The organism is Streptomyces sp. NPDC046197, assembly GCF_040646295.1.
Classification (GTDB): Bacteria; Actinomycetota; Actinomycetes; order Streptomycetales; family Streptomycetaceae; genus Streptomyces.
The window spans coordinates 1-23,939 of record NZ_JBEYZY010000027.1 but is presented as its reverse complement, the minus strand read 5'-3'; the positions used below and the strand labels follow the sequence as shown (position 1 = coordinate 23,939).

The following is a 23,939-nucleotide window of genomic DNA, read 5'->3' as shown; positions in this document are numbered from 1 at the left end:
ACACCAAGGCCCCGACCGGTTCGCCGGTCGGGGCCTTCGACGCGTTCTGCCGCACGGGTGGCGGTCCGGGTCGGCGCGTGGAGTGTTATGAAGGGTACGTGAAGGTGCCTTTCGGGCTATACCGGACAACATTCCGTCATCCGCTCACCGGACAGCCGCGTGAACGCCGCAGCTGCCTGCTCAACCCGCGCAGCACGGCGGGGCAGATGTTCCTTCTCCAGGTCGGGATCGTGGTGCTGCTCGTCCTGGCCGCGGTGGCCGCCGTGGTGGTCCAGGCGGCGCGTGACGCCGTGGAGCTGGGCCGCCGGGAGTCGGTCGTCGCGGCCCAGGCGTTCGCGAGCGCCCCCGGCACGGCCCAGGCCCTGCGCAGCCCCAACCCCAGCGCGCTGCTGCAACCGCGGGCGGAAGAGGCACGCAAGAAGGCGGGCGTGGATTTCGTCGTGGCCATGAACACGCAGGGAATCCGCTACACGTACCCGTTCCCGCAGGAGATCGGGAAGAAGTTCGTCGGCACCATCGGACCCGCGCTGAAGGGCCGTACCGTCATCGAACAGGCCGGCGGACCGCCCCTGCCGACGGGCAGGGGGACGGCCGTACAGGCGGTGGTCCCGGTCACCGACCGGCGCGGCACCGTCGTCGGGCTGGTCTCCGCCGGGATCACGGTCAGGAACGTGGCCCACCTGTGGGTTCCACAGCTGCCGATCACGCTCGGCGCCGGGGCGGTCGCACTGGTGCTGGCCGGGACCGGGACGACGCTGGCGTCCCGACGCCTGATGCGGCAGACACGCGGGCTGGCCCCGGCCGAACTGGCGGGGATGTACGAGCACCACGAGGCGGTCCTGCACGCGGTGCGGGAGGGGGTGCTCATCATCGACGCCGACGGCCGACTGGTGCTCGCCAACGACGAGGCGATACGCCTGCTGGCGCTTCCGGAGGACGCGCGGGACCACCATGTGCGCGAGCTCGACCTGCCCGAACAGCTCAAGGGCCTGCTCGTGGGGCCTGAGGTGATCAATGACGAGGTGCACCTCGTGGGAGGCCGGCTGCTGGCGGTGAACAAGCGGCCCACGTTCCCGGACGGGAAGCGCGGAGGCAGCGTGGTGACGTTGCGCGACACCACCGAGCTGGCGGCGGTTTCCGGGCGGGCCACGGTGGCCCGCGAGCGGCTCAAGCTGCTGTACGAGGCCGGCATGCGGATCGGCACCACGCTCGATGTGCGGCGCACGGCTCAGGAGCTGGCCGAAGTGGCCGCGCCGCAGTTCGCCGACGTGGTCACGGTGGACCTGCTGGATGCGGTGCTGCGGGGCTGGGAGCCGACCGCGGAGGGATGGCGGCGCCTGCGGCGCGCGGCGATCGGCGGCGAGCAGGAGATGCTGCCGATGTATCCGCTGGACGAGGTGATCAGCTTTTCGCCCGGGACCCCGCAGATGCTGGCGATGAGCCAGGGGCACGGCGTACTGGAGGCCGACCTGTCGCGGGCGCGCGGCTGGCAGGAGCAGGACCCGGACCGTGCCCGCGAGGCCCTGGCGCGCGGGATGCATTCGCTGGTGACCGTGCCGCTGCGGGCCCGGAACGTCTCCTTGGGGGTGGCGAACTTCTACCGGACGGGTGCCACCCCGCCGTTCGTGCCGGAGGACCTGTCCTTCGCGGAGGAGCTGGCCGCGCGGGCGGCCGTCGCCATCGACAACGCCCGCAGGTTCACCCGGGAGCACGCGATGGCCGTGACCCTGCAGCGCAGTCTGCTGCCGCGGGGGCAGCCGGAGCAGGACGCGGTGGAGGTGGCCTGGCGGTACCTGCCGGGGGAGGCCGGGGTGGGCGGGGACTGGTTCGACGTCATCCCGCTCCCCGGCGCACGTGTCGCGCTGGTGATCGGCGACGTCGTCGGTCACGGGCTCAACGCGGCGGTGACGATGGGGCGGCTGCGCACCGCGGTCCACAACCTGTCAGCCCTCGACCTGCCCGTCGACGAGGTACTCGGAAACCTGGACGACCTGGTCGTGCGCATGGACAGCGAGGAGAGCGCCGACGACAGTGCGCAGGACCACGAGAGACTGGGAGTGGCGGGAGCGACCTGTCTGTACGCGATCTACGACCCGGTGGCGGGCACCCTGACGGCGGCCCGTGCGGGACACCCCGATCCGGTGGTGATCCGTCCGGACGGAACCGTCACCTGTGCCGACGTGCCCAGCTCGACCCCGCTGGGACTGGGCGGGTACCCCTTCGAGACCGCCGATCTGCGGCTGCCGGAAGGCTCACAACTGGTGCTGTACACCGACGGCCTGGTGGAGAACCGCGACCGTGACATCGGCATCGGACTGGACGCGCTGCGCATGGCCCTGGACGAAGCCGCAGGACATACGCCGGAGCAGACCTGCCAGGGGGTGATCGACGCGCTCAAGCCGGACCACCCCTGTGACGACATCGCGCTGCTGGTGGCGCGCACCCGGCTGTTCCCGCGCGAGTGCATCGACGAGTGGGAGGTGCCGCCGGATCCGGCGGTGGTGCCCTCGGTGCGCAACCGCTGCCGGGAGAGGCTGCGGCAGTGGGGGCTGGAGGAGACCGCGTTCACCACGGAACTGCTCGTAAGCGAGCTGGTCACGAACGCGATCCGGTACGCGTCCCCGCCGATCAGGGTGCGGCTGCTGTACGGGCGCTGCCTGATCTGCGAGGTGTCGGACGGCAGCAGCACCTCGCCGCGCCTGCGCCGGGCGGCGACCACGGACGAGGGCGGGCGGGGACTGTTCCTCGTGGCGCAGTTCGCACAGCGGTGGGGCACGCGGTACACGTCCCGCGGCAAGGTCATCTGGGCGGAACTGAGCCTTCACGGCCGGGCGTTCGCCGCCCCGGTCCAGACGCCGGTCGACGCTCTCCTGGAACAGTTCGGTGATCCCGTCATGTGAAGCCGGGCGGGACGCTCCCGGCCCCGGCCCGCCCGCCGGGACGGCCGCAGGGCCCCGACCGGTGAACGGTCGGGGCCCGTGTCGTGCCGGTGGGACGGCGGTTCACCACCGTTCGCGAGGCCGTGCGGCGTCCGCGTCCGAAGGCTGGTGGGCTTCCTGGGCGGGGGCCGGCTCGTCCGCCGCCGGAGGTGCCGGCTCCTCCGCGGACGGCTCGGGCGGCGGGGTGCGCGGCAGCCGGTGACGGGGCGCCGTTCGCCTCGGCGGGCGGGTCAGGGTGATCTGGCGTACGAACTGCTGGAAGCACGCCAGGGACGCAAGGCCCGGCAGGGCGGCCGCCGCGATGTCGATGATCGTCCTGGGCGCCTGGACGACGCACAAAAGCATCGCGATGGACGAGAAGAGCAGCACCACGCACCAGGAGTGGACGGCGCGGCGCTGGTACAGCGCGGCCCGCAGCACGGACAGCGACGCGACCAGCCACGGTCCGTAGACGAGCAGGGGCCACCAGGAGGCGACGCTCGTCTGCATGCGGGAGAGGGCCACGATGCGCAGGGGGTCGTAGGCCACCATCCCGCCGAAGAAACTCACGCCGGAGGCGATGAGGGCGGCCAGGGCGGCGATGAAATGACTGGCGGTCCGCACACCGCTCAGCCGCTTGTGCTCACGGACCTTGCGGTGGCCGCGGGCCGCCTCCTTCAGCGGCGGCAGCTCAGCCGTGATCTCCTGCAGATTCTCCAGCGGCGTGCCGGCGGCCGGGACGGTGGCCGACGGCTCGTCCCGGCCCGCGGGGATTCTCGGCCGCTGCTCCTCCAGCATGGCGTCCTGGAGCATGAAGGCCAGCTCCTCGGCCGGGTCCCAGGCCGAGTCGGGCGGCACCAGGGGCGTCGAGAACACTCCGGTCGGGGCCCGGTGCCGGCCCGTGCCGGCCTCGTTGAACCGGTCCGGGTAACCCGTGGAGTGCCCTGGGCGGTGGTCGATGTCTTCGTCGTACATGACGCCGCCCGGCTATTCCGCTCCCGCGAATGCGGACCGGCCCTCCGAAACGACCCAGCGCCGGGCGAGATCAGCCTCCAGCGCGCTCATTGCGTCCAGGAAATCCCGCAGCAGAGGCTCGGTCACCTTGAGCGCGACCGGGAGTCCGCCTCTGGTCAGTGTGCCGTTGGCAGCGGCCGATGAGTGCACCGGAGCGGGAATATAAGTATATGGGCCCAGCGCCACCGCGCCCCCGGCAGTCGAGTCCTCCCGCTCCTGTCCCGCGAGCAGGCGGAAGTACCCTTCCCTGGTTGCCTTAGTCATATCCCAACTAACGCCGCCCCAGTCCGCCGGATGCGCGGCAAACGGGTGAAGGAATTCCCCGATTAGCCCTATATGTGCGATCGGATGTTTCGTCCGTCTAGCCGACGAGATGGACACCGTGGGCCCCCACGGCCTCCCGACGCGGCCCCTGCTCGGCACCGGTCGAGAGCTCGTCGGCGATCGACTCGCCACGGACGGGGCGAGTGTTGCGCTGCAACACGTCAACCATACGACGACGACGGCGTAATTCCTCGATATCGACCCGCCGCATTCTGCATTGACAACCCGGCAGGAGTAGGGATCCCACGGTGCAGACGGAAGAACACACGATCAGCGTCCACAGAGTGATATTCCACATAATGGCTTTCTCCGGGGGCCCGGCGACGCAACACCGGCATAACGCACCCGAATATGCGAAGTTACGGAAGGGACACGAAAGTCCCCGGACGGCCCAATGTGATGACTTGCGTCAGATCCCATCTTCGGCACTGCTCGACGGCGCGTCGGGGTAACCGCTCGTCATGGCCGAGATCCTTGTGGGTGCGTGTTCGTGGACCGATCCGGTGCTCGTACGCGGCGGGTGGTATCCGGCGGGGTCGCGGGATGCCGAAGGGCGCCTGCGGTACTACGCCACGCGGTTACCCGTCGTCGAGGTCGACGCGACGTACTACGCCCTGCCCAGCGAGCGGAACAGCCGGTTGTGGGTCGAGCGCACCCCGGACGGGTTCGTCTTCGACGTGAAGGCGTTCTCCCTGCTCACCGGCCATCCCACCCGCAGCGGTGCACTGCCGCAGGGCCTGGGGCGCAACCCGCGGGACGCGGGAGTGCTCGACGAGGTGTGGGAGCGGTTCGCCCACGGGATCGAGCCGTTGCGGCGGGGCGGGCGGCTCGGGAGCGTACTGTTCCAGTTCCCGCCGTGGTTCCGGCCGGGCGCGCGGGCCGAGGCGTTCCTCGACCAGTGCGCCGAGCGGACCGCCAAGTGGCCCGTCGCCGTCGAGTTCCGGCATCCCGCGTGGTGGCGTGAGGAGCAGGGGGACGCGACCGCCGCGCTGCTGCGCCGGCACGACTTCGCCGCCGTCGCCGTCGACATGGCGCGGACACTGCCCTCCTCCATCCCGCCGGTCACCCCCGTCACCTCCGCCCGGCTGTCCGTGGTCCGCTTCCACGGGCGCAGCACCGCGTGGGGGACCGGAAGCAAGGAGGACCGGTTCCGGTACGACTACGCCGACGCCGAACTGCGGGAGTGGGTACCGCGGTTGCGCGCGCTCGCCGGGCGGGTGGAGCAGCTCCACGTGCTGTTCAACAACTGCTGCGGCGACGCGGCGGTCCGGGCCGCCGAGCGGATGCGCGCCCTGCTCGACGGCACACGCGCGCCACGGGACCGCTGACGCGGAAGCCGTCAGCGCAGGATCCGGACCTTCCTCGACTCGCTCACCTGGTCCAGCTCCGACACCCGCACCGTCGCCTTCATGGTCCAGGTGCCGGGGATCGGCAGGTTGAGGGTGTCGGTGCCCCAGTAGCCGCCCATGTCGGTGAGCCTGGCGTCGATCGGGCCGATCCTCTGCGCGGGCAGCGAGAGGGACAGGCGGAGTTCGGGGACGGTGGCGAAACCGCCGTCGGGGCCGTAGACCACGGCCTCCACCGAGTTCTGGCCGACGCGGCCCGGCTCCAGGGTGATCTGCACCTTGCCGTGAGCTCCCGCGGTGCCGACGTCGAACGGGATCGTCGTCACCGAGGCGGCCGGGCCCCCGGCCGCGGGCCCCGCCTCGGCCGCCTCGGCGGCCGCGCGCCCCGGCAGCGTGCCGGTCAGCACGGTGGTGACGACCAACACCGCGATGCCCAAGGCGACTTCGGCCAGCACCCAGCGGCGCAGGCCACGGCGGTGGACGTCCGGCGCCGGCGCCGCCGGCCGCTCCGCCCCGGCCGGCGGCGGGCCGCCGACCGGCTCCGGAACCCGCTCCCGCACCGCCCGCTCGGGGCTCCGCTCCGGCACCGCCCGCACCGCCCGCACCGCCCGCACCGCCCGCACCGGAATTCGCTCCCGTACCGCCGGTTCCGGTTTCCCTCCCCGTACGGCGGCCTCCGCGTCCCCCGTCACAAGCCGGGCCGTCCAGCGGCGCGAGCGGCTCGCCACGGCCAGCAGGAGTGCCACCGCCGCGAGTTTGACGAGCAGGAGCCGGCCGTACGTCGTGCCGGTCAGCGCGGACCAGGAGCCGAGACCGCGCCAGGACTGGTAGACGCCGGTTACGACCAGCACGCAGACGGCGGCGAAGGCGACGCGGGAGAAGCGGGCCACAGTGACGGCGTCCCCGCTCCCCGGTCCCGGCGCGGTCCGGTTGAGCGTCGCCAGCACGGCCGTGAGGCCGCCCAGCCAGACCGCCATCGCCAGCAGGTGCAGGACGGAGGACGTCATCGCGACCGGCACCTGGACACCGGCCGACGCGTGCTCGGCCGACGCCCAGGTCAGCGCCAGGGCGAGGGCCAGGACGACGCCCGCCGCGAGGGCCGGACGCGTCGGCCTCTCCCCCTGCGGGCGCCGGGACAGCCGTACGAGAAGGACGGCGGTCGGCGCGAGCAGCAGCAGCCTGGCCAGCAGGGCCAGACCCGGACGGCTCGTGAGGGTGCGCCCCAGGGCCGAGGCGTCGAAGGCCGACGCCGGGCCCGTGCCCGTCTCGTACGGCGCCCGCAGCACCAGCAGGACCACCGTGGCGGCCAGCAGCGTCCACCAGCCCGCCGCCAGGGGCCTGTGCAGCGGGCCGGTGTCCGGCGGGCGGCAGACCAGGGCGAATGCGGCGGTGCCGATGAGGAGGGCCGCGGCGGCGTAGGCGGCGTAGCGGGCGAGGTCGTAGAGGCTGCCGGTCGCCGGGTTCTCGGCCGGGCCCGTGTCGATCGCGGCCGTGGTCGCGGAGGGTTTGCCGACGGAGAAGGTGAAGGCGCCGGAGACGGGGTGGCTGTCCGCCGACACCACCCGCCAGGCCACGGTGAACGTGCCCTGGGCCAGTCCGGTCGGCAGCGTCACCCGGACCGTGTCCGAGCGGCCCGGCACGTGCTGCGCCTCGTCCGTGTGCACGCGGTGCCCGTCGGGGGAGAACAGCCGGAAGGAGTCGTCGAGCAGGGCGACGGACTCGCTGAAGGTCAGTGTGACCGTACGCGGGGCCGACCTGACGACGCTTCCGTCCGCGGGGTCGGTGGCGCGGAGGGCGGCGTGCGCCGACGCGGGCCCGGCGCCGCCGAGCAGGAGCAGGACCAGTACGGCCCCGAGCAGCACCGGTCCCAGCAGCCGCCGCCGTCCTCCCCGCCCGCACCGCGCACGGCTGTCACACCCTTCACTGCGTCGGGCCACGTCACTTCTCCGTAGGGGGACTTGCCGGCTTGCCGGTACGTACGCACTCGGACCGCGCATCACTCACCGCGCGGGCCGCCTCCGTCGCCGGCCCGCCCCATGGTCCCCGAACGCGATGCACGGCGCCCGGGCGGGTGACGACTTTCCCGCGGGGGCGCCCGGCTGCGGTCGGGGCCGGGCGGGGCGATCATCGGGGCATGGACGTCACTCTTCACCTCGCCCAGGACCCCGAGGCCGACGCGCTCCTCGGGCGCAGTCCGCTCGCCGCGCTGATCGGGATGCTGCTGGACCAGCAGATCCCGATGGAGTGGGCGTTCAAGGGGCCGGCGACGATCGCCAGGCGCATGGGCACCGACGACCTGGACGCGCACGAGATCGTGGCGTTCGAGCCGGAGACCTTCGGCAGGCTCCTGTCGGACAAGCCGGCCGTGCACCGCTATCCGGGGTCGATGGCCAAGCGGATCCAGCAGCTGTGCCGGTACCTGGTGGAGCACTACGACGGAGACCCCGAGGCCATCTGGCGGGACGTCGACAGCGGACAGGAACTGTTCGAGCGGCTCGAGGAACTGCCCGGCTTCGGCCGGCAGAAGGCGCAGATCTTCCTCGCCCTGCTCGGCAAGCAGCTCGGTGTTCGGCCCGACGGGTGGCGGGAGGCCGCGGGCGCGTACGGCGAGCCCAAGTCCTTCCGGTCCGTCGCCGACATCACCGGCCCCGAGTCACTGGCCAAGGTCCGAGCACACAAGCAGGAGATGAAGGCCGCGGCGAAGGCAACCAAGGCGACGAAGTCCCCCGGGAAGTGACGGCGGAGGCTGCCGGGCGGCCGGGGGTGACCGGGGGCCTGCGGGGAGGCTGCCGGACGGCCGGAGCGCACCCGCGACGCCATCACCCGAACCGGGCACCCCTTCCGCCCTTCCACGCCACCACCCCGAACCGGACGCCGGTCCGAACCGCACGCCGGTCCGCCGACCGTTTCCCGAACCCGACGTCAGCCAAGTGGCCCCCTTCCGGTGGCGGCAGGCACGTGACCGGGCCAAGCATGAATCATGAGCGATCCACCGAGCGGCGGCCCCGGGGGCCCTGGCTTCGACGACCGCCGCGTCCACGACCACGCCGCCCGTGATCCGCACGGCCCGCCTCCCTACGGCGAACAGCCGCTGGAAGGCCCCCTGCACCTGCTGTCCCGCGCGGCCTGGCAGGCCGTCCTCGGGACCGGTGTCGCCGCCCTCGTCCTGGGCATCCTGGTGCTCATCTGGCCGGGTCCCAGCCTGCTCGTCGCGGGCATCCTGTTCGGCATCTACCTCCTGTTCAGCGGCGTGCTCCAGTTGGCGGCCGCCTTCGGCACGCACATGAAGACCTCGCTGCGCGTGCTGGCCTTCGCCAGCGGTGCCCTGTCGATCCTGCTCGGCCTGTTCTGCTTCCGGGGCGCCCTGCAGTCGATCCTGCTGCTCGCCCTGTGGATCGGCATCGGCTGGCTGATCCGCGGTATCACGCTGACCATCGCCGCGGTGCACGACGCGTCGGCGCCCGCCCGCGGCTGGCTGATCTTCCTCGGGATCCTCACCTTCGTCGCCGGGATCTTTCTGATCGTCTGGCCGCTGCAGTCGGTCGCCGTGCTCACCGTGCTGAGCGGCTGCTGGCTGGTCGTGGTCGGCATCATCGAGATCGTCACGGCGTTCCGCGTCCGCGCACACGCCGAGCAGATCCCCCGGACCGCGTGAACGACGTCGATCCCGCCCCCCGCCCGTACGACAACGTCACCCCCGCCCCCACCCGTACAACGACGTCAACCCCGCGCCCCGCCCGTACACCGTGCGGGCGGTTCTCGGCGTCGGCGCGATGAACTGCGTACGGCACGCGGGGAGATGACCGGTGTGAGCACCGCACCGCACACCCGTCCCGCCACGGGCCGGTGCGCCTGTCTGCGAGTGCTCGTACTGCTGCTCGCCCTACTGGTGCCGGGCATGCACGCCGAGGCGCATGCGGTGCCCGTCGTGGTGGTGGCCTGCGAGAGCGGCGGAACGGCCGCCGAGCAGGACGTCCTCGACGCCGTGCTCCGGCCCCCGGTCCGGGACACCGCGGGTGCCGTCACGGCCCTGCGGCCCGCCCCGCTGTCCGACCGGCCGCAGGCGCGGGCGGCGGACCACCCCCCGGTCCCCGCACCGCCGACCGCCCCGTACCGCCGTCTGCTCGCGCTGTGCTGCGTGGTGCTGCGCTGCTGACCGGACCGGCTCTCCTCCCGGTCCATCGGCAAGCACCACACAAGAAAGCACAGCCATGCCCATGCCCAGCGACCCCTACGCGGTCCTGCGCGCCCTGCTGCGCGCCGAGGCCCGGCGCGGCACCGCCGAGCCGCACGCCGAGCAACCCCGTCACCCCCACCGGGCCGAGCCGCACGAACAGCGGCCACCCACGGCGGAGGAACCGGAACGCGACTGAACCGGCAGCCGGACGCCACGGCGGCGTCCGGCTCACCGCCTCCTGCGGGGGGTGCCGAAGAGGGACCGGGTGATCTCCTTGCCGATCCGGGTGCCCGGCGAACGGGCCCGCGACCTGAACGCGCCGCTGTTGACCACCTGCTCGACGACGGACGGCTCCTGGCGGGCCTGCCGCTCGCCCGGTCCGGCCAGGCCGCCCCTGCGCTCCGGGGCGGGCACGGGGGCCGCCCCGCCGGCCCGGGCGACCTCCTGGGCCTGTGCGGCGGTGAGCTTTGCGCCGAGAGCTGCTCGGCGACCAACTGGAGCGTCTTGGTCCTGCCGGTGCCGGTGGCGCCCGCCACCAGGCCGTGCCGGTTGAGCATCGGCAGCGGGATGCGGATCTGCGCGTCGGGCAGGCAGTGACCGTCCCGGACCAGGGCGCCCCGGTCGAGGGCGGGGCCGGCGAAGGCGTAACCGGAGGCGATCTCCAGGGCCTCGCGCGGGAGTTCCGGGCCGCTTCCCGGTGCCTCGGGGGCGGTGGCCTCGGGCGCGGTCTCGCCGTCGCTCTTCTCCGGCCCCGTTTCCGGTTCGCCCCGTTTTGGTACGCCTTTTCCAGCCTCGCACTCCGTCGCCATGGCTGCGCCCGGAACGTCTTGACCGGTAGGCTTTCCGTGTGATCTTCAAGCGCATCGGAAACGGCCGGCCGTACCCCGACCACGGCCGGGAGAGTACCCGGCAGTGGGCGGACGTCGCGCCGCGCCCGGTCCGCCTCGATCAGCTCGTGACCACCAAGCAGCAGCTCGACCTGGAGACCCTGCTCGCGGAGGACTCGACCTTCTACGGCGACCTCTTCGCGCACGTCGTGAAGTGGCAGGGCGACCTGTACCTGGAGGACGGCCTCCACCGTGCGGTGCGAGCGGCGCTCCAGCAGCGCCAGGTGCTGCACGCGCGCGTGCTGGAACTGGACTGACGGCCGCGCGGACAGCACCGCAAAGAGGGCTGTTCGACAACGGCTTGCACCTTTCGGGTTCTGCTGAGCGGATCCGATGATCATCTAGTAGGAATCCCCGCCCGGGCCCACTACGCTGCGCCCATGAGCATGCTGACTCCCCCCGGCATGGGCGGGCAGTACCGGATCACGGGCAACAGGTACCCCCGGATGCGCAGGCCCCGGCGGCGCGGCAGGCTCGTGTTCCTGGCCGTCTCCTCCGTCGCCGTGCTCGGTGTGATCGGCTGGGGCACGCTGCAGCTCATCGACGTCTTCACCGGCGGCGGCAAGAAGGCGGCGGCGGCCGGTACCGAGGGAAACTGCCCGACCAAGGCGGGGACCAAGGCGAGCCCCGTGCCGACGGGTGCGGTCCAGGCGCTGCCCAAGCCGGGCCAGATCACCGTCAACGTCTTCAACGCCACGTCCCGCGGCGGACTGGCCAAGCAGACCGCGGACGAACTGAAGAAGCGCGGCTTCCACATCGGCCAGGTGGGCAACGCGTCCAAGGACTACGACAAGAAGGTCAAGGGCACCGGGCTGCTCCTCGGACCGGCCTCGTCCCTGAACACCTCGCTGTCGGTGCTCTCCACCCAGCTCACCGGCGCCGAACGCCGCGCGGACGCCCGTAAGGGCGGCGACGTCGACCTGATCATCGGCACCGGCTTCAAGCAGCTCACCGGCCGGCCGGACGCCGACAAGGCCCTGGCCGCCCTGAACGCCCCGCAGCCGAGCCCCACCACGAAGAAGGACTGCTGAGCGGTCGTATCACCCGGAGACGGGCGGATCGCCGTATCCGGTGGACAGCCGGCCGCATCGCCGGTGACGGGCGGATCGCCGTACCCCCGTCGGCAGACAGCCGGCCGCACCGCCGGTGACGGGCAGGCCGCTCTGCCACCGGTGGCGAGCCGCCGCGTCACCCCGTGAAGCGGCGACCAGGGGAACGGCTAGGGGGTGTCGTTCGGATCGGCGCGGATCAGGCCGCGGCGCATGGTGCGGTGCATCGCAAGGCGGAGCATGACCCGCGTACCGGGCGTACTCGGGTGATGCGACAACGCGGCGAGGTGCCGTGCCAGGCGTCGCGGACCCGCGGTGATCCAAACGGCACCCCTTGGGTGCGGGCACCTACTCGGCGGCGCCGTACATCCGGTCGCCCGCGTCGCCGAGGCCCGGGACGATGTAGCCGTGCTCGTTGAGGCGCTCGTCGACCGAGGCCGTCACGACCGTCACCGGGGTACCGGCCAGTTCCCGCTCCATGAGCTCGACGCCCTCCGGAGCGGCGAGCAGCACGACCGCGGTCACGTCGTCTGCACCGCGCTTGATGAGCTCCTGAATCGCCGCGACCAGCGTGCCGCCGGTGGCCAGCATCGGGTCCAGGACGTACACCTGACGGCCGGAGAGGTCCTCCGGCATGCGCGTGGCGTACGTGGAGGCCTGCAGCGTCTCCTCGTTGCGGATCATGCCCAGGAAGCCCACCTCGGCGGTCGGCAGCAGCCGCACCATGCCGTCCAGCATGCCGAGGCCGGCCCGCAGGATCGGCACCACCAGCGGGCGCGGGTGGGAGAGCTTGACGCCGGTGGTCTGGGCGACCGGCGTGGTGATGTCGACCTGTTCGGTGCGCACGTCGCGCGTCGCCTCGTAGGCGAGCAGGGTGACCAGCTCGTCGGCGAGCCGGCGGAAGGTGGCGGAGTCGGTGCGCTGGTCGCGCAGGGTGGTGAGCTTGTGGGCGACCAGGGGGTGGTCGACGACGTGGAGACGCATGTGCCAACAGTAACCGGGCCCCGAACCCGCCCGCCCGCTCCCCGTCGCCGCTCCGGCCGCAGGTGCCCTGCCCCGGCGATCGAGCAGGTGGCTGGCATCGAACCGTCCGTCCGGGGGAAAGCGGGAGGGACGGACTGGGGTGGTGAAGCAATGCCTGACCGGGAATCCCGTGAAGATCCGTCGCAGCGCGCCCGGCGCGGGACGCCGGACACGCCGGACACGCCGGAGACCGAAGCGGAACGCCGGCGGCGGCGCGCCCGGTTCCTGCGCGAACTCGCCGAGGCCCGGCAGCTGCGCGACCGCGTCCAGCCCCGCCGCGCCAAGGTCGCCCGACTGCGGCACGCGATGCGCATGCGAACGTTCCGCTGGTAGGGAAGCATCGGGAAGACCGACACCCCGCACGGGCGTTGCCGAGGTGGGGCGTGCGTGGATGCCGGGAAAAGCCGCGTACGATCCGCAGGTGGCGGCAACGAGTGCGCTGGTGAGTCCTTTACGGACGTGCGATCAAAACTGCCAGACACAGGGAGCCGAAGACGTCCCCTGAACGCCTTGTTTCTGCCACGATTCCGAGTGGGTGGGGCTCGGAGCCCAGCTCTGCCCGCCCAGAACCTCCGCCGGGGGGACCCCCAACCGGCACGCCTATGACCAGTGGGAGAGTCACGGTGTACTTCGCCGCACTGCTCGCGCGCACCGAAGACGGGTGGGAAGCGAGCGACACAGAGCTCGACGATGTGGAGACGCTGTCCGACCTGGCCGACCTGGCCCGGGAAGCCTCGACCGAGGACGACACGGTGCTCGTCCTCATCGAGCAGGAGGACGCGTGGTTCGGCGTCGTCCGCGTGGACGGCGAGGACGACCCTCGTATCTACGTCTCGGACGCCGCCGCCGCTGCCCGCAGCAGCTACGGCGAGATCCTGCTCACCGACGAACTGCTCGGCAGGGAGCCCGGCGACGACGGCCCCGACCTGGACTCCCTCGACCTCGACGGCACGGAGGACGGCGATCCCGCCACCGCCGAGGACGAGGACGAGGAGACCGGCTCCGCCGACGCCATCACGCACAGCCCGCTCGGCGACGGCGAGATCCTCGACGACCTGGGCGTCGGCGAGAAGGAGCTGCGCGCCCTGGACGCGGAGGACGCGCTGAGCGCGATCGCCGAGGCCCTGGGCGCCTCGGAGGTGCTGGAGACCGTCCGCTGACCGCGCCGGACACGGGCAGGACACCCGACCCGGTACGCGACCGCTGGCGGGCCGCGATGCGGCTCGCCCTGGACGAGGCCGGGCAGGCCGTCCGGGGCGGGGACGTCCCGGTCGGCGCCGTCGTGCTCTCCGGTGACGGTACGACCGTGCTCGCGACCGGGCACAACGAGCGGGAGGCCACCGGCGACCCCACCGCGCACGCGGAGGTCCTCGCCATCCGGCGGGCCGCGGCCAGGACCGGCGAGTGGCGGCTGTCCGGCTGCACGCTCGTGGTCACCCTGGAGCCGTGCACGATGTGCGCCGGTGCCATCGTGCAGTCCCGCGTGGACCGGGTGGTCTACGGCGCCCGCGACGTGAAGGCGGGGGCGGCCGGGTCCCTGTGGGACGTCGTACGCGACCGGCGGCTCAACCACCGGCCCGAAGTCGTCGAAGGCGTCCTCGCCGACGAATGCGCCGGCCTTCTCACCGAATTCTTCCGCAGCCGCTGAGTCCCGTCCGGTCAGCTGCCGGAAACGGATTTCAGACCACGGCCCACCGTGCTGTAAGGTCTCCCTCGGTAGCGTGTCCGAGCGGCCGAAGGAGCTCGCCTCGAAAGCGAGTGTGGCGCAAGTCACCGAGGGTTCAAATCCCTCCGCTACCGCTGGAGAAAGGCCCCGTCCGATCGGACGGGGCCTTATCTGCGATCATCATCAGCGCCCGGGGGCAAACAGCGACAGGGGAGGGCCGCATGGCGGTGAACGCCAAGAAGATCGCCTTCTACGTACTCGTGGTCTTCGTTCTCTACGTGATCATCACGGACCCGGCCAAGGCCGCGAGCTACGTCCAGATAGGGTTTGAGGGCATATCGGACGCCGCCAAGGCGATCGGAACCTTCATGACATGGGTCGCCAACGGAGGAAAGTGATGATCCGCCACCTGGTCCTGTTCAAGCTGAACGAGGGTGTCGAGCGCGACGATCCACGCGTCGTGGAGGGCGTCGAGGCCTTCCGTGCCCTGGGTGGCCGGATCGGCGAACTGCGCCACTGGGAGCTCGGCTGGAACATCAGCGACCGGCCCGTTGCCTACGACTTCGCGATCAACTCCGCGGTCGAGGACGTCGACGCCCTGCGGCGGTACCTGGAGCACCCGGCGCACCAGGCGGGCGTGGCGCTGTGGCGGGAGTTCGCCACCTGGGTGATCGCCGACTACGAATTCTGAGCCGTACGGCCGTACGGCTGCACGATCGGCCCCGTACCGGAGCGGTGCGGGGCTTCACTGTGCCTTATGCCCTAATTCATACCTCAACACGTAGTTATGCGGTGCTTGAACACGATGCACATGTCTTGTGACGCTATAACCGCTTTTGACGGATGAGTTGATCGAAGAAGAGGTGGCGTTGACCGTGTCGGCCAGTACTGCGCCACCCCAGGAAGAGGCTCACGATCAGGCCACGGCCCCCGCTCCGGAGAAGCGGCGCGGTGCCGACACCCGGGCCCTCACCCAGGTGCTCTTCACCCAGTTGAAGGAGCTCGAACCCGGCACACCGGAGCACGCCCGCGTGCGCGGGGCTCTCATCGAGGCGAACCTCCCGCTCGTGCGCTACGCGGCCGCCCGTTTCCGCTCCCGCAACGAGCCGATGGAGGACGTCGTCCAGGTCGGCACCATCGGCCTGATCAACGCCATCGACCGTTTCGACCCGGACCGGGGTGTGCAGTTCCCGACCTTCGCGATGCCGACCGTGGTGGGCGAGATCAAGCGCTACTTCCGCGACAACGTCCGCACCGTCCACGTACCGCGCCGGCTGCACGAACTGTGGGTGCAGGTCAACAGCGCGACCGAGGACCTGACCACCGCCTTCGGGCGCTCCCCGACCACGGCGGAGATCGCCGAGCGGCTGCGCATCACGGAGGACGAGGTGCTCTCCTGCATCGAGGCGGGGCGGTCGTACCACGCGACCTCGCTGGAGGCCGCACAGGAGGGCGACGGGCTGCCCGGCCTGCTGGACCGGCTCGGCTACGAGGACCCGGCCCTGGACGGCGTGGAGCACCGCGACCTGGTCCGGCACCTCCTCGTCCAGCTCCCCGAACGCGAACAGAGAATCCTGTTGCTGCGTTACTACAGCAATCTCACCCAGTCGCAGATCAGTGCGGAACTCGGCGTCTCCCAGATGCATGTCTCCCGGCTACTCGCGCGTAGCTTCCAGCGACTGCGGTCCGCAAACACGATCGAGGCGTAACCGGCACGGGCGAATCGCTCACCAGGGCGGATCCCCGCATTCGCGTGCCGAAATAGCGTCAGACCCCTTTTTTCCAGGGCCGATTCGCGTCTCGGATGTCGACATGTCACTACAGCGTGTTGCCGACATGTGACATTCTGCGGGAAGCGCGTTTGCCGAGGCTTCGGCTCCGGTATTCAGGTGAGGGCCGCGTTCTTCTCGTCGGGGAGCGCCGGCCGCGACCGTCCCGCGACCCAGAGGGGGTGGCATGTCCGCAGATCAGGGCAGCTCGAAGGTGCTCACGCTCACGAAGAGCGAGGGCGCGCCCGAGGCGCTCGACGCCCTCGACGACGTTGTGGCCCTCGAGGCCACTCCGGCCCCGGCCCTTCCGGCCACGCCCACCGCGGCCTTGCCCGCCCCGGAGGACATCGACACCCGAACCCTGTCCCGATCCCTGTTCCTGCGGCTGGCCACCCTCGACGAGGACAGCCCCGAGCGCGTCTACGTCCGTGACACCCTCATCGAGCTCAACCTCCCGCTGGTCCGCTACGCGGCCGCCCGCTTCCGCTCCCGCAACGAGCCGATGGAGGACATCGTCCAGGTCGGCACCATCGGCCTGATCAAGGCGATCGACCGCTTCGACTGCGAGCGGGGCGTGGAGTTCCCGACCTTCGCGATGCCCACGGTCGTGGGCGAGATCAAGCGCTTCTTCCGGGACACGTCCTGGTCGGTGCGGGTGCCCAGGCGCCTGCAGGAGCTGCGGCTGGCCCTCACCAAGGCCAGCGACGAGCTCTCCCAGAAGCTCGACCGCTCCCCGACGGTCGCCGAACTGGCCGCCGTGCTGGGCGTGTCGGAGGAGGACGTGGTCGACGGTCTCGCCGTCGGCAACGCCTACACCGCGTCGTCGCTGGACTCCCCCGCCCCCGAGGACGACGGCGGCGAGGGCTCGCTGGCGGACCGCCTGGGCTACGAGGACACGGCCCTGGAGGGCGTCGAGTACCGCGAGTCGCTCAAGCCGCTGCTCGCCAAGCTCCCGCCCCGCGAGCGACGGATCATCATGCTCCGTTTCTTCGCCAACATGACGCAGTCGCAGATCGGCGAGGAGGTCGGCATCTCGCAGATGCACGTCTCCCGGCTGCTGACCCGGACGCTGGCGCAGCTGCGGGAGGGGCTCATCTCCGACTGAGCCCGGCCTGAGCCCGGCCTGACCCCGAAAGTTCCGAGAGGCCGGCGGCCGTGCCGGTCTCTTCGGGCTCTTCGGGCTCTTCGGTCTCTTGGAGTCCGCGGTCGTCGGCCCTTCCCATTTGACGGGGCGTCAGCCACCATGGCGCGGTGCTTCGATCGACACGGACGACATGGGTGAGATCGACTCCTGGCCGCCGAGGCGCCGTGATGGCCGCGTCGGCGGCCGTCGTCTGTCTGGGCGGGATCCTGGCCGCGTGCACGGGCGGAGGCCAGGGCGGCGGTTATGTCGCGGTCGGAGCGGCCGGCGGGTCGCCCGGGCCGTCCGGTCCGGCGGCGGGGCCCAGCGGCGAGGTGAGGTGGGTACCGCTGGACGGGGGCGACACGGGCAGGTCCGGGAGCCGCGTCGGGAATCCGGCACCGGACTCGTCGCCGGGTGCGGCGACTGCGGGAGCGGGCGGCGCGGGCGGCGCAGGAGGCGCCGGGGCCGCTGACACGGCGAACGGCTCCTCGGGCGGGCCGTCCGCGCCCGGGTCCTCCACGGGCGGGGCCCCGGCGAGCGGTGGCGCTTCCGGCGGCGGCACCTCCGCGGGCGGCGGCGCCACCAACGGCGGTACGTCCGGCGGCGGTACGTCCGATGGCGGGGCGTCCGGCCGTACGCCGGGCGGTCCACCGGCTCCGGCACCGTCCGGGTCGCCCTCGGCGCCCACCAGGCCCACCGGGCCCGCCGTGCTGGGCTGGGGTCAGCCCGTGCGGCAGGCCACGGACCGGCGATGGTGCGAGAACGTGACCGTCGCCTTCCGCAACTCGGGCGGTACGCGGGTGCGTTCGGGCACGGTGACCCTCGGGACGCACATCATCGGCGCGCTCGGCATCGACTGGGCGACGGTCGAGTCGACCGAGGACCTCCCGGCGCCGATCAAGGCCGGCGCGCGGAAGGACGCGACCTGGACGGTGTGCGTCGACGCCTGGCGGGTGCCGTTGGGCATGCACATCGAGACGCGGGACGTCTCGGTCGCGTGGAAATAGGGGCGCGCGCCCTTACTTGAGGGCCAGCCACGCCAGCGCGGCGACGACCGCCACGGCGACGACGATGCCCACGATCAGGCCGATGCGGGGCCCGCTGGAGGCGGCCTGCTGCTGCCTGCCCTGGGGAGCCTCGTCGACGAACGCGCGGAACATCTGGGTGCTGCCGGCGGGGTCGTAGTTGCCCTGGGGGCCCTGGGTGTTAGCCATGGCCCGAGACCCTAGCGAAAGCGGCGGGGCTTGCCCAAGGCCGGGGTTCGGTTCGGCGCCCGCTCCAAGGCACTCCGCGACGGTACGACCGGCCCCGGGGCTGCCGCCCGCGGACCCCCGCCCCGGCCCGACGGCCCCGCTCTCGGACCACACCGGCCGGAAAGTCAGCTGATCAGCAACTTTCCGGCTGCAATTCTTGCCTTTGCCAAGTTTTTACGGCTCCCCACCCTCATTTGTTTGCCTGCAGCAACCAACCGCCTCTATGGTTGCCCGAAGCAACGATACGGGAGATGTGATGGCCGAGCAGGCGCAGTACGAAGAGCTGGCGCGTCAGCTCAGTGCCGTCGGAGCCGTGAAACGGGACATCGGGCGGATCCTGCCGCCCGACTGCCCGGCCGGGTCGGCCGCCGTGCTGACCCTGCTCGGCCGCCACGGCGACATGCGCATGAGCAGGCTCGGCGAGCTGCTCGCCGTGGACATGTCGGTCACCAGCCGGCATGTCGCACACGTCGCCGCACGCGGCTGGATCGAGCGGTCACCGGACCCCGCGGACAAGCGCTCGCGCATCCTGCGCCTGACGCCCGCGGGCCTGGAGCAGCTGGACGAGCTGTCCCGGCGGACCACTCGTCTGCTCGCCGACCGGCTGAGCGACTGGACCGACGACGAGGTCGGTCAGCTCATCCGGCTGATGACGCGCCTGCGCGCCAGCTTCGGCGACTGCCGGTCCGCCCCGGTCCGGCACGCCTCCGTGGCCGCCCCCGTATTCGAAGAGACCACCCGTACACCCGCAAGCACGTAAGTAAGGAAGCCCATGGCAACGACCACACCAGCCGGTGTGCGGGCCCACGCCAAGCACGGGGGAGGCTCCCCCGGCGGCGCTCCGATGACGCACCGGCAGATCATGGAGGCGCTCTCCGGGCTGCTGCTCGGCATGTTCGTGGCGATCCTGTCGTCCACGATCGTCTCCAACGCGCTGCCGCACATCATCGGTGACCTCGGTGGCGGTCAGTCCGCCTACACCTGGGTGGTCACCGCCGCCCTGCTGTCGATGACCGCGGCCACTCCCCTGTGGGGCAAGCTCGCCGACCTGTACAGCAAGAAGGCACTCGTCCAGATAGCCCTGGTCATCTATGTCGTCGCCTCGGCGGCGGCCGGTCTGTCGCAGAACCCCGGCATGCTGATCGCCTGCCGCGTGGTCCAGGGCATCGGCGTCGGCGGACTGTCCGCGCTGGCGCAGATCGTCATGGCGGCGATGATCTCCCCGCGGGAGCGCGGCCGTTACTCCGGCTACCTGGGCGCCACGTTCGCCGTCGCCACCGTCGGCGGCCCGCTGCTCGGCGGTGTCATCACCGACACCTCGTGGCTGGGCTGGCGCTGGTGCTTCTACGTCGGCGTGCCCTTCGCCGTCATCGCGCTGATCGTGCTGCAGAAGACCCTGCACCTGCCCGTGGTGAAGCGGGAGGCCAAGGTCGACTGGGGCGGTGCGTTCCTCATCTCCGCCGCCGTCTCGGTGCTGCTGATCTGGGTCACCTTCGCCGGTGACAAGTACGACTGGCTGTCGTGGCAGACGTACGCGATGGTCGGCGGTTCGATCGTCCTCGGTGCGCTGTTCGTGCTCGTCGAGGCCAAGGCGAGCGAGCCGATCATCCCGCTGCGGCTGTTCCGCAACCGCACCATCACGCTGGCCTCGCTCGCCTCGCTGTTCGTCGGCATCGCGATGTTCACCGGCACGGTGTTCTTCAGCCAGTACTTCCAGCTGGCGCGGGACAAGTCCCCCACGATGTCGGGCGTCATGACCATCCCGATGATCGGCGGTCTGTTCGTCTCCTCCACCGTCTCCGGCCAGTTCATCACCCGCACCGGCCGCTGGAAGGGGTGGCTGGTCGGAGGCGGTGTCCTGGTGACGGCCGGCCTGGGCCTGCTCGGCACCATCCGGTACGACACCGTGTACTGGAAGATGGCCGTCTTCATGGCCCTGCTGGGCCTCGGCATCGGCATGATGATGCAGAACCTGGTGCTGTGCACGCAGAACCAGGTGTCGCCCGCCGACCTCGGCTCGGCCAGCTCCACCGTCACCTTCTTCCGGTCCCTCGGCGGTGCCGTCGGCGTCTCCGCGCTGGGCGCGGTGATGACCCACCGGATCACCGACTACGTCAAGGACGGCCTGGCCGACCTCAGCCCGAGGTACGCGGCCGCCCTGCAGGGCTCCGGCTCCAGCGACAGCATTCCGGACATGAACGCGCTCCCGAAGCCGCTGCGCACCCTCATGGAGAGCGCCTACGGTCACGGCATCGCCGACATCTTCATGATCGCCGGCTGCCTGGCGGCCGTCGCCTTCCTGATCACGCTTTTCATCAAGGAGGTCCCGTTGCGCACGAAGGGCGCGCTGGCCCAGGCCGCCGAGGGCACGCCCGCCGCGGTCGACCCGGCCGCCGCTCCGGCCGCCGCCGAGGCCTCCGTCCCGGCCGAGGAGCGGGTGCCCAGCTGGGCGGTCCCCGTGGTCCCCACCACCGAGGCCGGTCCCGAGGGCACCCAGCGACTGGCCGCAGTGGCCACCATGGCCCCCGGTGAGGCCGGTTTCGGCGGCGGTATCCCGGTGCGCGGCTTCGTCCGCGGCGCCGAGAGCGCGCCGGTGCCGCAGGCCGCCGTCACACTGATCTCGCTGGCGGGCCGTCAACTGGGCCGGTCGGTCGCGCAGGCCGACGGCGCCTACGCGGTGGACGCTCCGGGCGCGGGCAGTTACGTGCTGATCGCCTCCGCCGACGGTTTCCAGCCGCAGGCGTCCACCATCGTGGTCAACGGCGAGCCGGTGGCGTACGACATCCTGCTCAGCGGCACCAGCGGGCTGAGCGGTGTGGTGCGGGCCGCCGCCGACGGGCTGCCGGTCAAGGACGCCATGGTGATCGTCACCGACGTGCGCGGGGACCTGCTGGCCACCGGGACCAGCGGCGAGCAGGGCGAGTTCTCCTTCGCCGAGCTGGTGCCGGGCGCGGTGACCGTCGCGGTGAACGCCGCCGGGTACCGGCCGCGGGCACTGCCGGTCGAGGTGAGCGGCACCGGGGTCACCCGTATCGAGGTGGACCTGGACTTCGGCGCCCAGCTCCAGGGCGTCGTCCGGGCACCGTACGGGCCGCTCGCCGACGCCCGCGTGACGCTGGTCGACGCGGCGGGCAACGTGGTCGGCACGGCCACCACCGGCACGGACGGGGCATATGCCTTCACCGACCTCGACAGCGGTGAGTACACCGTCATCGCGACGGGCTACCCGCCGGTGGCGACGGCCCTGACGGTCTCCGGCCGCGGCGTCGACGACCACGACATCGAACTGGCCCACCCGGCCGAGTAACGGCTGCCCGGCCCGTGCGGGCGCGCTCCGAGCGGAGGTGCGCCCGCACGGGCCGGTTTCATTGCGAGCGATTTGTAAGGCCTTTCAGGGAGAAAACGGGATGGCACTGACCGCGAGGATCCACACCCGGGACGGATGGGCCGTGTCGCACGCGGTCGTCACGGTGACCGACATGACGGGCACGCAGGTGCTGCGGGCCGAGGCCGACCACGCGGGCGCGGTCCGGGACGCGACCGCGCTGGCACCCGGGGCGTACACGGTCATCGTCACGGCGGTCGGGTACGCGCCCGCCGCCTCCAGCGCGATCGTCACCGCGAGCGGCCGGGCCGAGATCGGCGCGGTGACGCTGGCCCGGCAGGGCGGCACCGAACTGCCGCCGCCCGGGCCGTGGACCGTCGACCCGGCGCACTCCTCGGTCGCCGCGGTCGCCCAGCACCTGGGCATCTCCAGCGTGCACGGCCGGTTCACGGACTTCGCGGGCACGATCGAGATCGCCCCGGACGACGTCACCAAGTCCCGGGTGGCGGCGGTGATCCGCGCCGCCTCCGTCGACACCGGCAACGGCATGCGCGACGGGCACCTGAAGTCCCCGGACTTCCTGGACGTCGAGAGGTACCCGGAGATCACCTACCGTTCCACCGGTGTGACGGCCGCCGGTACGGACCGCTGGACCGTTCACGGCGAGCTGGGCATGCACGGCGTCGTCCGCCCGGTCGACCTCGACCTCGCCTACCTCGGCACCGGCGCCGACCCCTGGGGCGGCACACGGGCCGCCTTCCGGGCGACGACGGAGCTGCGCCGCGAGGACTTCGCCATGAACTACAACCAGGTCGTCCAGGCCGGCATCGCCGCCATCGGCACGACGCTGAAGGTGGAGCTGGACATCCAGGCCGTGCAGGGCGAGTCGCTCCCGACCGCGTGACGGATCGGCGCCGACGGCGTACGTGACGGGTCGGCGCCGACCAGGCATCGGGATGCCGCTCGCGGCGCCCTCTGGCTCATGGCCCTGCCTTCGCCCGTACCGCCGGTCGGCGCCCGAACCGCCGTCAGGTCATGCCAGGTCATGCCGGCTCATGCCGGGTCATGTCGGGTCATGTCGGGTTGTTCGCGTCGACGATCCTGCGGGCCAGGTCCCGCAGCTTGACGTTCTCCCGCTGCGATGCGCGCACCAGGCTGTCGAAGGCCTCCGCCGCGTCGATGTTCAGCCGCTCCATGAGGATGCCGGTGGCCTGCCCGATCAGGTCGCGGGTGCGCATCGCCTCGGTGAGCTGCTCGCGCACGGTCGCCGACTCCAGGGCAAGGCTGACATGCGCGGTGAACAGCCGCCCGATCCGGGTCGCCTCCTCGTCGAAGGCGCGCGGTTTGCGGGCGTAGGCGGTGAGCACCGTCAGCCGCCGCTTGTCGGCGCGCAGCCGCAGCGCCAGCGCCGAGCGCAGGCCCAGACCGGCCAGCGTCGCGCCGCCGTCCTCCGTCTCGCTGTCCTCCAGGCGCACGACCGGTGCCTGCCACAGGTGGTGCCAGTACATGGGCCGGCCACGGCTTCCACCGTCGTCCTCGGCGGCGCGTACCACGTCGTCGGTCCAGGCGACCGGACGGCGGTGGTTGCCGCCCTCCATCACGGAGATCCCCACGTGCTCGGCGCCGGGCAGGAGGTGCACGGCGAGGCGGACGGCGGTGCGCATGGTGCTGTGCGGGGTGACCGTGTCGTGCAGTTGCTGAGCGGCCAGCGTCAAGGCTTCGGCCAGCTCGAAATTCCCCGAAAAACGGGGCAAACCAGAAAAGTCGGACGCAGGCACCACGAACCTCTTCGGCATGCACGGTCACAGACCATGCGCAGGAGAGCTCCGCAGCACATTCCCGACTGCGAGCACAGGACGTACAGAACCTTATCTCGTTTGTGCACCCGGGCTTTTCGCTCCGTTGACGGTCGGAAGCGGTCCTGAGTGAGCCGGGCGGGGGTGGGCACAGCAGGGTCGGCCTCCGCGTCGGCGACGGGTCGAAGGCCATGTCGTGCAGGCCCAGTCCGCAGGCGGCCTTCCAGCGCAGGTCACAGCGCAGTTCCTGGACGGTCTCGAAGTCCGAC

27 protein-coding genes, 1 tRNA gene and 1 pseudogene are annotated in these 23,939 nt (G+C 71.7%); 20 read left to right on the top strand and 9 right to left on the bottom strand.

The window, feature by feature from the left end; genetic code table 11:
* Positions 1–206 precede the first annotated feature (206 nt).
* Positions 207–2,900, top strand: coding sequence for a SpoIIE family protein phosphatase (locus tag AB0A61_RS30115; RefSeq protein ID WP_361299072.1), 2,694 nt, complete (start codon positions 207–209; stop codon positions 2,898–2,900).
* Positions 2,901–3,002: 102 nt separating this feature from the next.
* Here the strand turns inward: AB0A61_RS30115 and AB0A61_RS30110 are convergent, their stop codons facing one another.
* Entirely contained in the window at positions 3,003–3,893 is an 891-nt protein-coding gene (locus AB0A61_RS30110) for a DUF2637 domain-containing protein (protein WP_361299069.1), read from the bottom strand.
* A 12-nt stretch (positions 3,894–3,905) separates the two neighbouring features.
* A complete protein-coding gene (locus AB0A61_RS30105; RefSeq protein WP_361299066.1) occupies positions 3,906–4,196 on the bottom strand; it encodes a hypothetical protein in 291 nt (96 codons plus the stop codon).
* Positions 4,197–4,717: 521 nt separating this feature from the next.
* Between AB0A61_RS30105 and AB0A61_RS30100 the strand changes: the two genes are divergently transcribed.
* Positions 4,718–5,584, top strand: a complete 867-nt coding sequence (locus AB0A61_RS30100; RefSeq protein WP_361299063.1) for a DUF72 domain-containing protein — start codon at positions 4,718–4,720, stop codon at positions 5,582–5,584.
* An 11-nt stretch (positions 5,585–5,595) separates the two neighbouring features.
* On the opposite strand, the gene AB0A61_RS30095 is transcribed toward AB0A61_RS30100, so the two are convergent.
* Complete coding sequence (locus AB0A61_RS30095; RefSeq protein ID WP_361299244.1) at positions 5,596–7,464, bottom strand: copper resistance protein CopC; 1,869 nt, start codon at positions 7,462–7,464, stop codon at positions 5,596–5,598.
* Positions 7,465–7,736: 272 nt separating this feature from the next.
* Here AB0A61_RS30095 and AB0A61_RS30090 point away from each other — a divergent pair, with 272 nt between their 5' ends.
* The 4 genes from AB0A61_RS30090 to AB0A61_RS30075 all read left to right on the top strand — a co-directional run bounded on the left by AB0A61_RS30090 (position 7,737) and on the right by AB0A61_RS30075 (position 9,975).
* Positions 7,737–8,339: an HhH-GPD-type base excision DNA repair protein gene (locus AB0A61_RS30090; RefSeq protein WP_361299060.1), complete on the top strand. Its 603-nt coding sequence runs from the start codon at positions 7,737–7,739 to the stop codon at positions 8,337–8,339.
* 243 nt (positions 8,340–8,582) lie between these two features.
* On the top strand, positions 8,583–9,257 hold the full coding sequence (locus AB0A61_RS30085; protein WP_361299057.1) for an HdeD family acid-resistance protein: 675 nt from the start codon (positions 8,583–8,585) through the stop codon (positions 9,255–9,257).
* Positions 9,258–9,410: 153 nt separating this feature from the next.
* Positions 9,411–9,758 carry a hypothetical protein gene (locus tag AB0A61_RS30080; RefSeq protein ID WP_361299054.1) on the top strand — a complete coding sequence of 116 codons (348 nt, stop codon included), beginning with the start codon at positions 9,411–9,413 and terminating at the stop codon, positions 9,756–9,758.
* 55 nt (positions 9,759–9,813) lie between these two features.
* Entirely contained in the window at positions 9,814–9,975 is a 162-nt protein-coding gene (locus tag AB0A61_RS30075; protein ID WP_361299051.1) for a hypothetical protein, read from the top strand.
* A 32-nt stretch (positions 9,976–10,007) separates the two neighbouring features.
* Here the strand turns inward: AB0A61_RS30075 and AB0A61_RS30070 are convergent, their stop codons facing one another.
* Positions 10,008–10,193, bottom strand: coding sequence for a hypothetical protein (locus tag AB0A61_RS30070; RefSeq protein WP_361299048.1), 186 nt, complete (start codon positions 10,191–10,193; stop codon positions 10,008–10,010).
* 53 nt (positions 10,194–10,246) lie between these two features.
* A pseudogene (locus AB0A61_RS30065) lies at positions 10,247–10,444 on the bottom strand (helicase HerA-like domain-containing protein); the annotation flags it as partial.
* Between the two features lie 182 nt (positions 10,445–10,626).
* Here AB0A61_RS30065 and AB0A61_RS30060 point away from each other — a divergent pair.
* A complete protein-coding gene (locus AB0A61_RS30060) occupies positions 10,627–10,923 on the top strand; it encodes a type II toxin-antitoxin system VapB family antitoxin (protein ID WP_004943146.1) in 297 nt (98 codons plus the stop codon).
* 147 nt (positions 10,924–11,070) lie between these two features.
* Positions 11,071–11,697 (top strand): LytR C-terminal domain-containing protein, encoded by a 627-nt coding sequence (locus AB0A61_RS30055; RefSeq protein WP_361299241.1) that lies wholly within the window; start codon positions 11,071–11,073, stop codon positions 11,695–11,697.
* A gap of 366 nt (positions 11,698–12,063) precedes the next feature.
* Here AB0A61_RS30055 and upp read toward each other — a convergent pair whose 3' ends face one another.
* Positions 12,064–12,699 (bottom strand): uracil phosphoribosyltransferase, encoded by a 636-nt coding sequence (gene upp / locus AB0A61_RS30050; protein WP_361299045.1) that lies wholly within the window; start codon positions 12,697–12,699, stop codon positions 12,064–12,066.
* A 150-nt stretch (positions 12,700–12,849) separates the two neighbouring features.
* On the opposite strand from upp, the gene AB0A61_RS30045 reads away from it, so the two are divergent.
* From AB0A61_RS30045 to AB0A61_RS30010, 8 genes are all read left to right on the top strand, one after another.
* Positions 12,850–13,071 carry a hypothetical protein gene (locus AB0A61_RS30045; protein WP_361299042.1) on the top strand — a complete coding sequence of 74 codons (222 nt, stop codon included), beginning with the start codon at positions 12,850–12,852 and terminating at the stop codon, positions 13,069–13,071.
* A 290-nt stretch (positions 13,072–13,361) separates the two neighbouring features.
* A complete protein-coding gene (locus tag AB0A61_RS30040; RefSeq protein ID WP_361299238.1) occupies positions 13,362–13,898 on the top strand; it encodes a hypothetical protein in 537 nt (178 codons plus the stop codon).
* A gap of 56 nt (positions 13,899–13,954) precedes the next feature.
* A complete protein-coding gene (tadA, locus tag AB0A61_RS30035; protein WP_361299039.1) occupies positions 13,955–14,386 on the top strand; it encodes a tRNA adenosine(34) deaminase TadA in 432 nt (143 codons plus the stop codon).
* Between the two features lie 67 nt (positions 14,387–14,453).
* A tRNA-Ser gene (locus AB0A61_RS30030) sits at positions 14,454–14,538 on the top strand.
* 87 nt (positions 14,539–14,625) lie between these two features.
* Positions 14,626–14,802, top strand: a complete 177-nt coding sequence (locus tag AB0A61_RS30025; RefSeq protein ID WP_361299036.1) for a hypothetical protein — start codon at positions 14,626–14,628, stop codon at positions 14,800–14,802.
* Positions 14,802–15,095, top strand: a complete 294-nt coding sequence (locus tag AB0A61_RS30020) for a Dabb family protein (RefSeq protein ID WP_361299033.1) — start codon at positions 14,802–14,804, stop codon at positions 15,093–15,095. Before AB0A61_RS30025 ends, AB0A61_RS30020 begins: the two co-directional genes overlap by 1 nt.
* 145 nt (positions 15,096–15,240) lie before the next feature.
* Complete coding sequence (locus AB0A61_RS30015; RefSeq protein ID WP_361299030.1) at positions 15,241–16,113, top strand: RNA polymerase sigma factor SigF; 873 nt, start codon at positions 15,241–15,243, stop codon at positions 16,111–16,113.
* A gap of 247 nt (positions 16,114–16,360) precedes the next feature.
* Positions 16,361–17,278: an RNA polymerase sigma factor SigF gene (locus AB0A61_RS30010; RefSeq protein WP_361299027.1), complete on the top strand. Its 918-nt coding sequence runs from the start codon at positions 16,361–16,363 to the stop codon at positions 17,276–17,278.
* Between the two features lie 280 nt (positions 17,279–17,558).
* Here AB0A61_RS30010 and AB0A61_RS30005 read toward each other — a convergent pair whose 3' ends face one another.
* On the bottom strand, positions 17,559–17,993 hold the full coding sequence (locus AB0A61_RS30005; protein WP_361299024.1) for a hypothetical protein: 435 nt from the start codon (positions 17,991–17,993) through the stop codon (positions 17,559–17,561).
* A 67-nt stretch (positions 17,994–18,060) separates the two neighbouring features.
* Here AB0A61_RS30005 and AB0A61_RS30000 point away from each other — a divergent pair, with 67 nt between their 5' ends.
* The gene (locus AB0A61_RS30000) at positions 18,061–18,303 is read left to right on the top strand and encodes a hypothetical protein (protein WP_361299021.1); all 243 of its coding nucleotides are present in this window, start codon (positions 18,061–18,063) and stop codon (positions 18,301–18,303) included.
* A gap of 12 nt (positions 18,304–18,315) precedes the next feature.
* On the opposite strand, the gene AB0A61_RS29995 is transcribed toward AB0A61_RS30000, so the two are convergent.
* Positions 18,316–18,510, bottom strand: a complete 195-nt coding sequence (locus AB0A61_RS29995) for a hypothetical protein (RefSeq protein ID WP_361299018.1) — start codon at positions 18,508–18,510, stop codon at positions 18,316–18,318.
* A 295-nt stretch (positions 18,511–18,805) separates the two neighbouring features.
* On the opposite strand from AB0A61_RS29995, the gene AB0A61_RS29990 reads away from it, so the two are divergent.
* The 3 genes from AB0A61_RS29990 (at position 18,806) to AB0A61_RS29980 (ending at position 22,778) form a co-directional block, all read left to right on the top strand.
* Positions 18,806–19,309 (top strand): MarR family transcriptional regulator, encoded by a 504-nt coding sequence (locus AB0A61_RS29990; RefSeq protein WP_361299016.1) that lies wholly within the window; start codon positions 18,806–18,808, stop codon positions 19,307–19,309.
* A gap of 12 nt (positions 19,310–19,321) precedes the next feature.
* Positions 19,322–21,856: an MFS transporter gene (locus tag AB0A61_RS29985; RefSeq protein WP_361299013.1), complete on the top strand. Its 2,535-nt coding sequence runs from the start codon at positions 19,322–19,324 to the stop codon at positions 21,854–21,856.
* A gap of 100 nt (positions 21,857–21,956) precedes the next feature.
* Positions 21,957–22,778, top strand: a complete 822-nt coding sequence (locus AB0A61_RS29980; RefSeq protein WP_361299010.1) for a YceI family protein — start codon at positions 21,957–21,959, stop codon at positions 22,776–22,778.
* 169 nt (positions 22,779–22,947) lie between these two features.
* On the opposite strand, the gene AB0A61_RS29975 is transcribed toward AB0A61_RS29980, so the two are convergent.
* Positions 22,948–23,670, bottom strand: a complete 723-nt coding sequence (locus AB0A61_RS29975) for a GAF and ANTAR domain-containing protein (RefSeq protein ID WP_361299007.1) — start codon at positions 23,668–23,670, stop codon at positions 22,948–22,950.
* Positions 23,671–23,939 lie beyond the last annotated feature (269 nt).

Excerpts from the sequence above, each read along its gene's own strand:
- AB0A61_RS29985 (WP_361299013.1), top strand. The coding sequence starts at position 19,322 with ATGGCAACGACCACACCAGCCGGTGTGCGGGCCCACGCCAAGCACGGG.
- tadA (WP_361299039.1), top strand. The coding sequence starts at position 13,955 with ATGCGGCTCGCCCTGGACGAGGCCGGGCAGGCCGTCCGGGGCGGGGAC.
- AB0A61_RS30110 (WP_361299069.1), bottom strand. The coding sequence starts at position 3,893 with ATGTACGACGAAGACATCGACCACCGCCCAGGGCACTCCACGGGTTAC.
- AB0A61_RS29975 (WP_361299007.1), bottom strand. The coding sequence starts at position 23,670 with ATGCCGAAGAGGTTCGTGGTGCCTGCGTCCGACTTTTCTGGTTTGCCC.
- AB0A61_RS30075 (WP_361299051.1), top strand. The coding sequence starts at position 9,814 with ATGCCCATGCCCAGCGACCCCTACGCGGTCCTGCGCGCCCTGCTGCGC.
- AB0A61_RS30045 (WP_361299042.1), top strand. The coding sequence starts at position 12,850 with ATGCCTGACCGGGAATCCCGTGAAGATCCGTCGCAGCGCGCCCGGCGC.
- AB0A61_RS29980 (WP_361299010.1), top strand. The coding sequence starts at position 21,957 with ATGGCACTGACCGCGAGGATCCACACCCGGGACGGATGGGCCGTGTCG.
- AB0A61_RS30085 (WP_361299057.1), top strand. The coding sequence starts at position 8,583 with ATGAGCGATCCACCGAGCGGCGGCCCCGGGGGCCCTGGCTTCGACGAC.
- AB0A61_RS30055 (WP_361299241.1), top strand. The coding sequence starts at position 11,071 with ATGGGCGGGCAGTACCGGATCACGGGCAACAGGTACCCCCGGATGCGC.
- AB0A61_RS29995 (WP_361299018.1), bottom strand. The coding sequence starts at position 18,510 with ATGGCTAACACCCAGGGCCCCCAGGGCAACTACGACCCCGCCGGCAGC.
- AB0A61_RS30010 (WP_361299027.1), top strand. The coding sequence starts at position 16,361 with ATGTCCGCAGATCAGGGCAGCTCGAAGGTGCTCACGCTCACGAAGAGC.
- AB0A61_RS29990 (WP_361299016.1), top strand. The coding sequence starts at position 18,806 with ATGGCCGAGCAGGCGCAGTACGAAGAGCTGGCGCGTCAGCTCAGTGCC.
- AB0A61_RS30020 (WP_361299033.1), top strand. The coding sequence starts at position 14,802 with ATGATCCGCCACCTGGTCCTGTTCAAGCTGAACGAGGGTGTCGAGCGC.
- AB0A61_RS30025 (WP_361299036.1), top strand. The coding sequence starts at position 14,626 with ATGGCGGTGAACGCCAAGAAGATCGCCTTCTACGTACTCGTGGTCTTC.
- AB0A61_RS30105 (WP_361299066.1), bottom strand. The coding sequence starts at position 4,196 with ATGACTAAGGCAACCAGGGAAGGGTACTTCCGCCTGCTCGCGGGACAG.
- AB0A61_RS30115 (WP_361299072.1), top strand. The coding sequence starts at position 207 with ATGTTCCTTCTCCAGGTCGGGATCGTGGTGCTGCTCGTCCTGGCCGCG.
- AB0A61_RS30100 (WP_361299063.1), top strand. The coding sequence starts at position 4,718 with ATGGCCGAGATCCTTGTGGGTGCGTGTTCGTGGACCGATCCGGTGCTC.
- upp (WP_361299045.1), bottom strand. The coding sequence starts at position 12,699 with ATGCGTCTCCACGTCGTCGACCACCCCCTGGTCGCCCACAAGCTCACC.
- AB0A61_RS30090 (WP_361299060.1), top strand. The coding sequence starts at position 7,737 with ATGGACGTCACTCTTCACCTCGCCCAGGACCCCGAGGCCGACGCGCTC.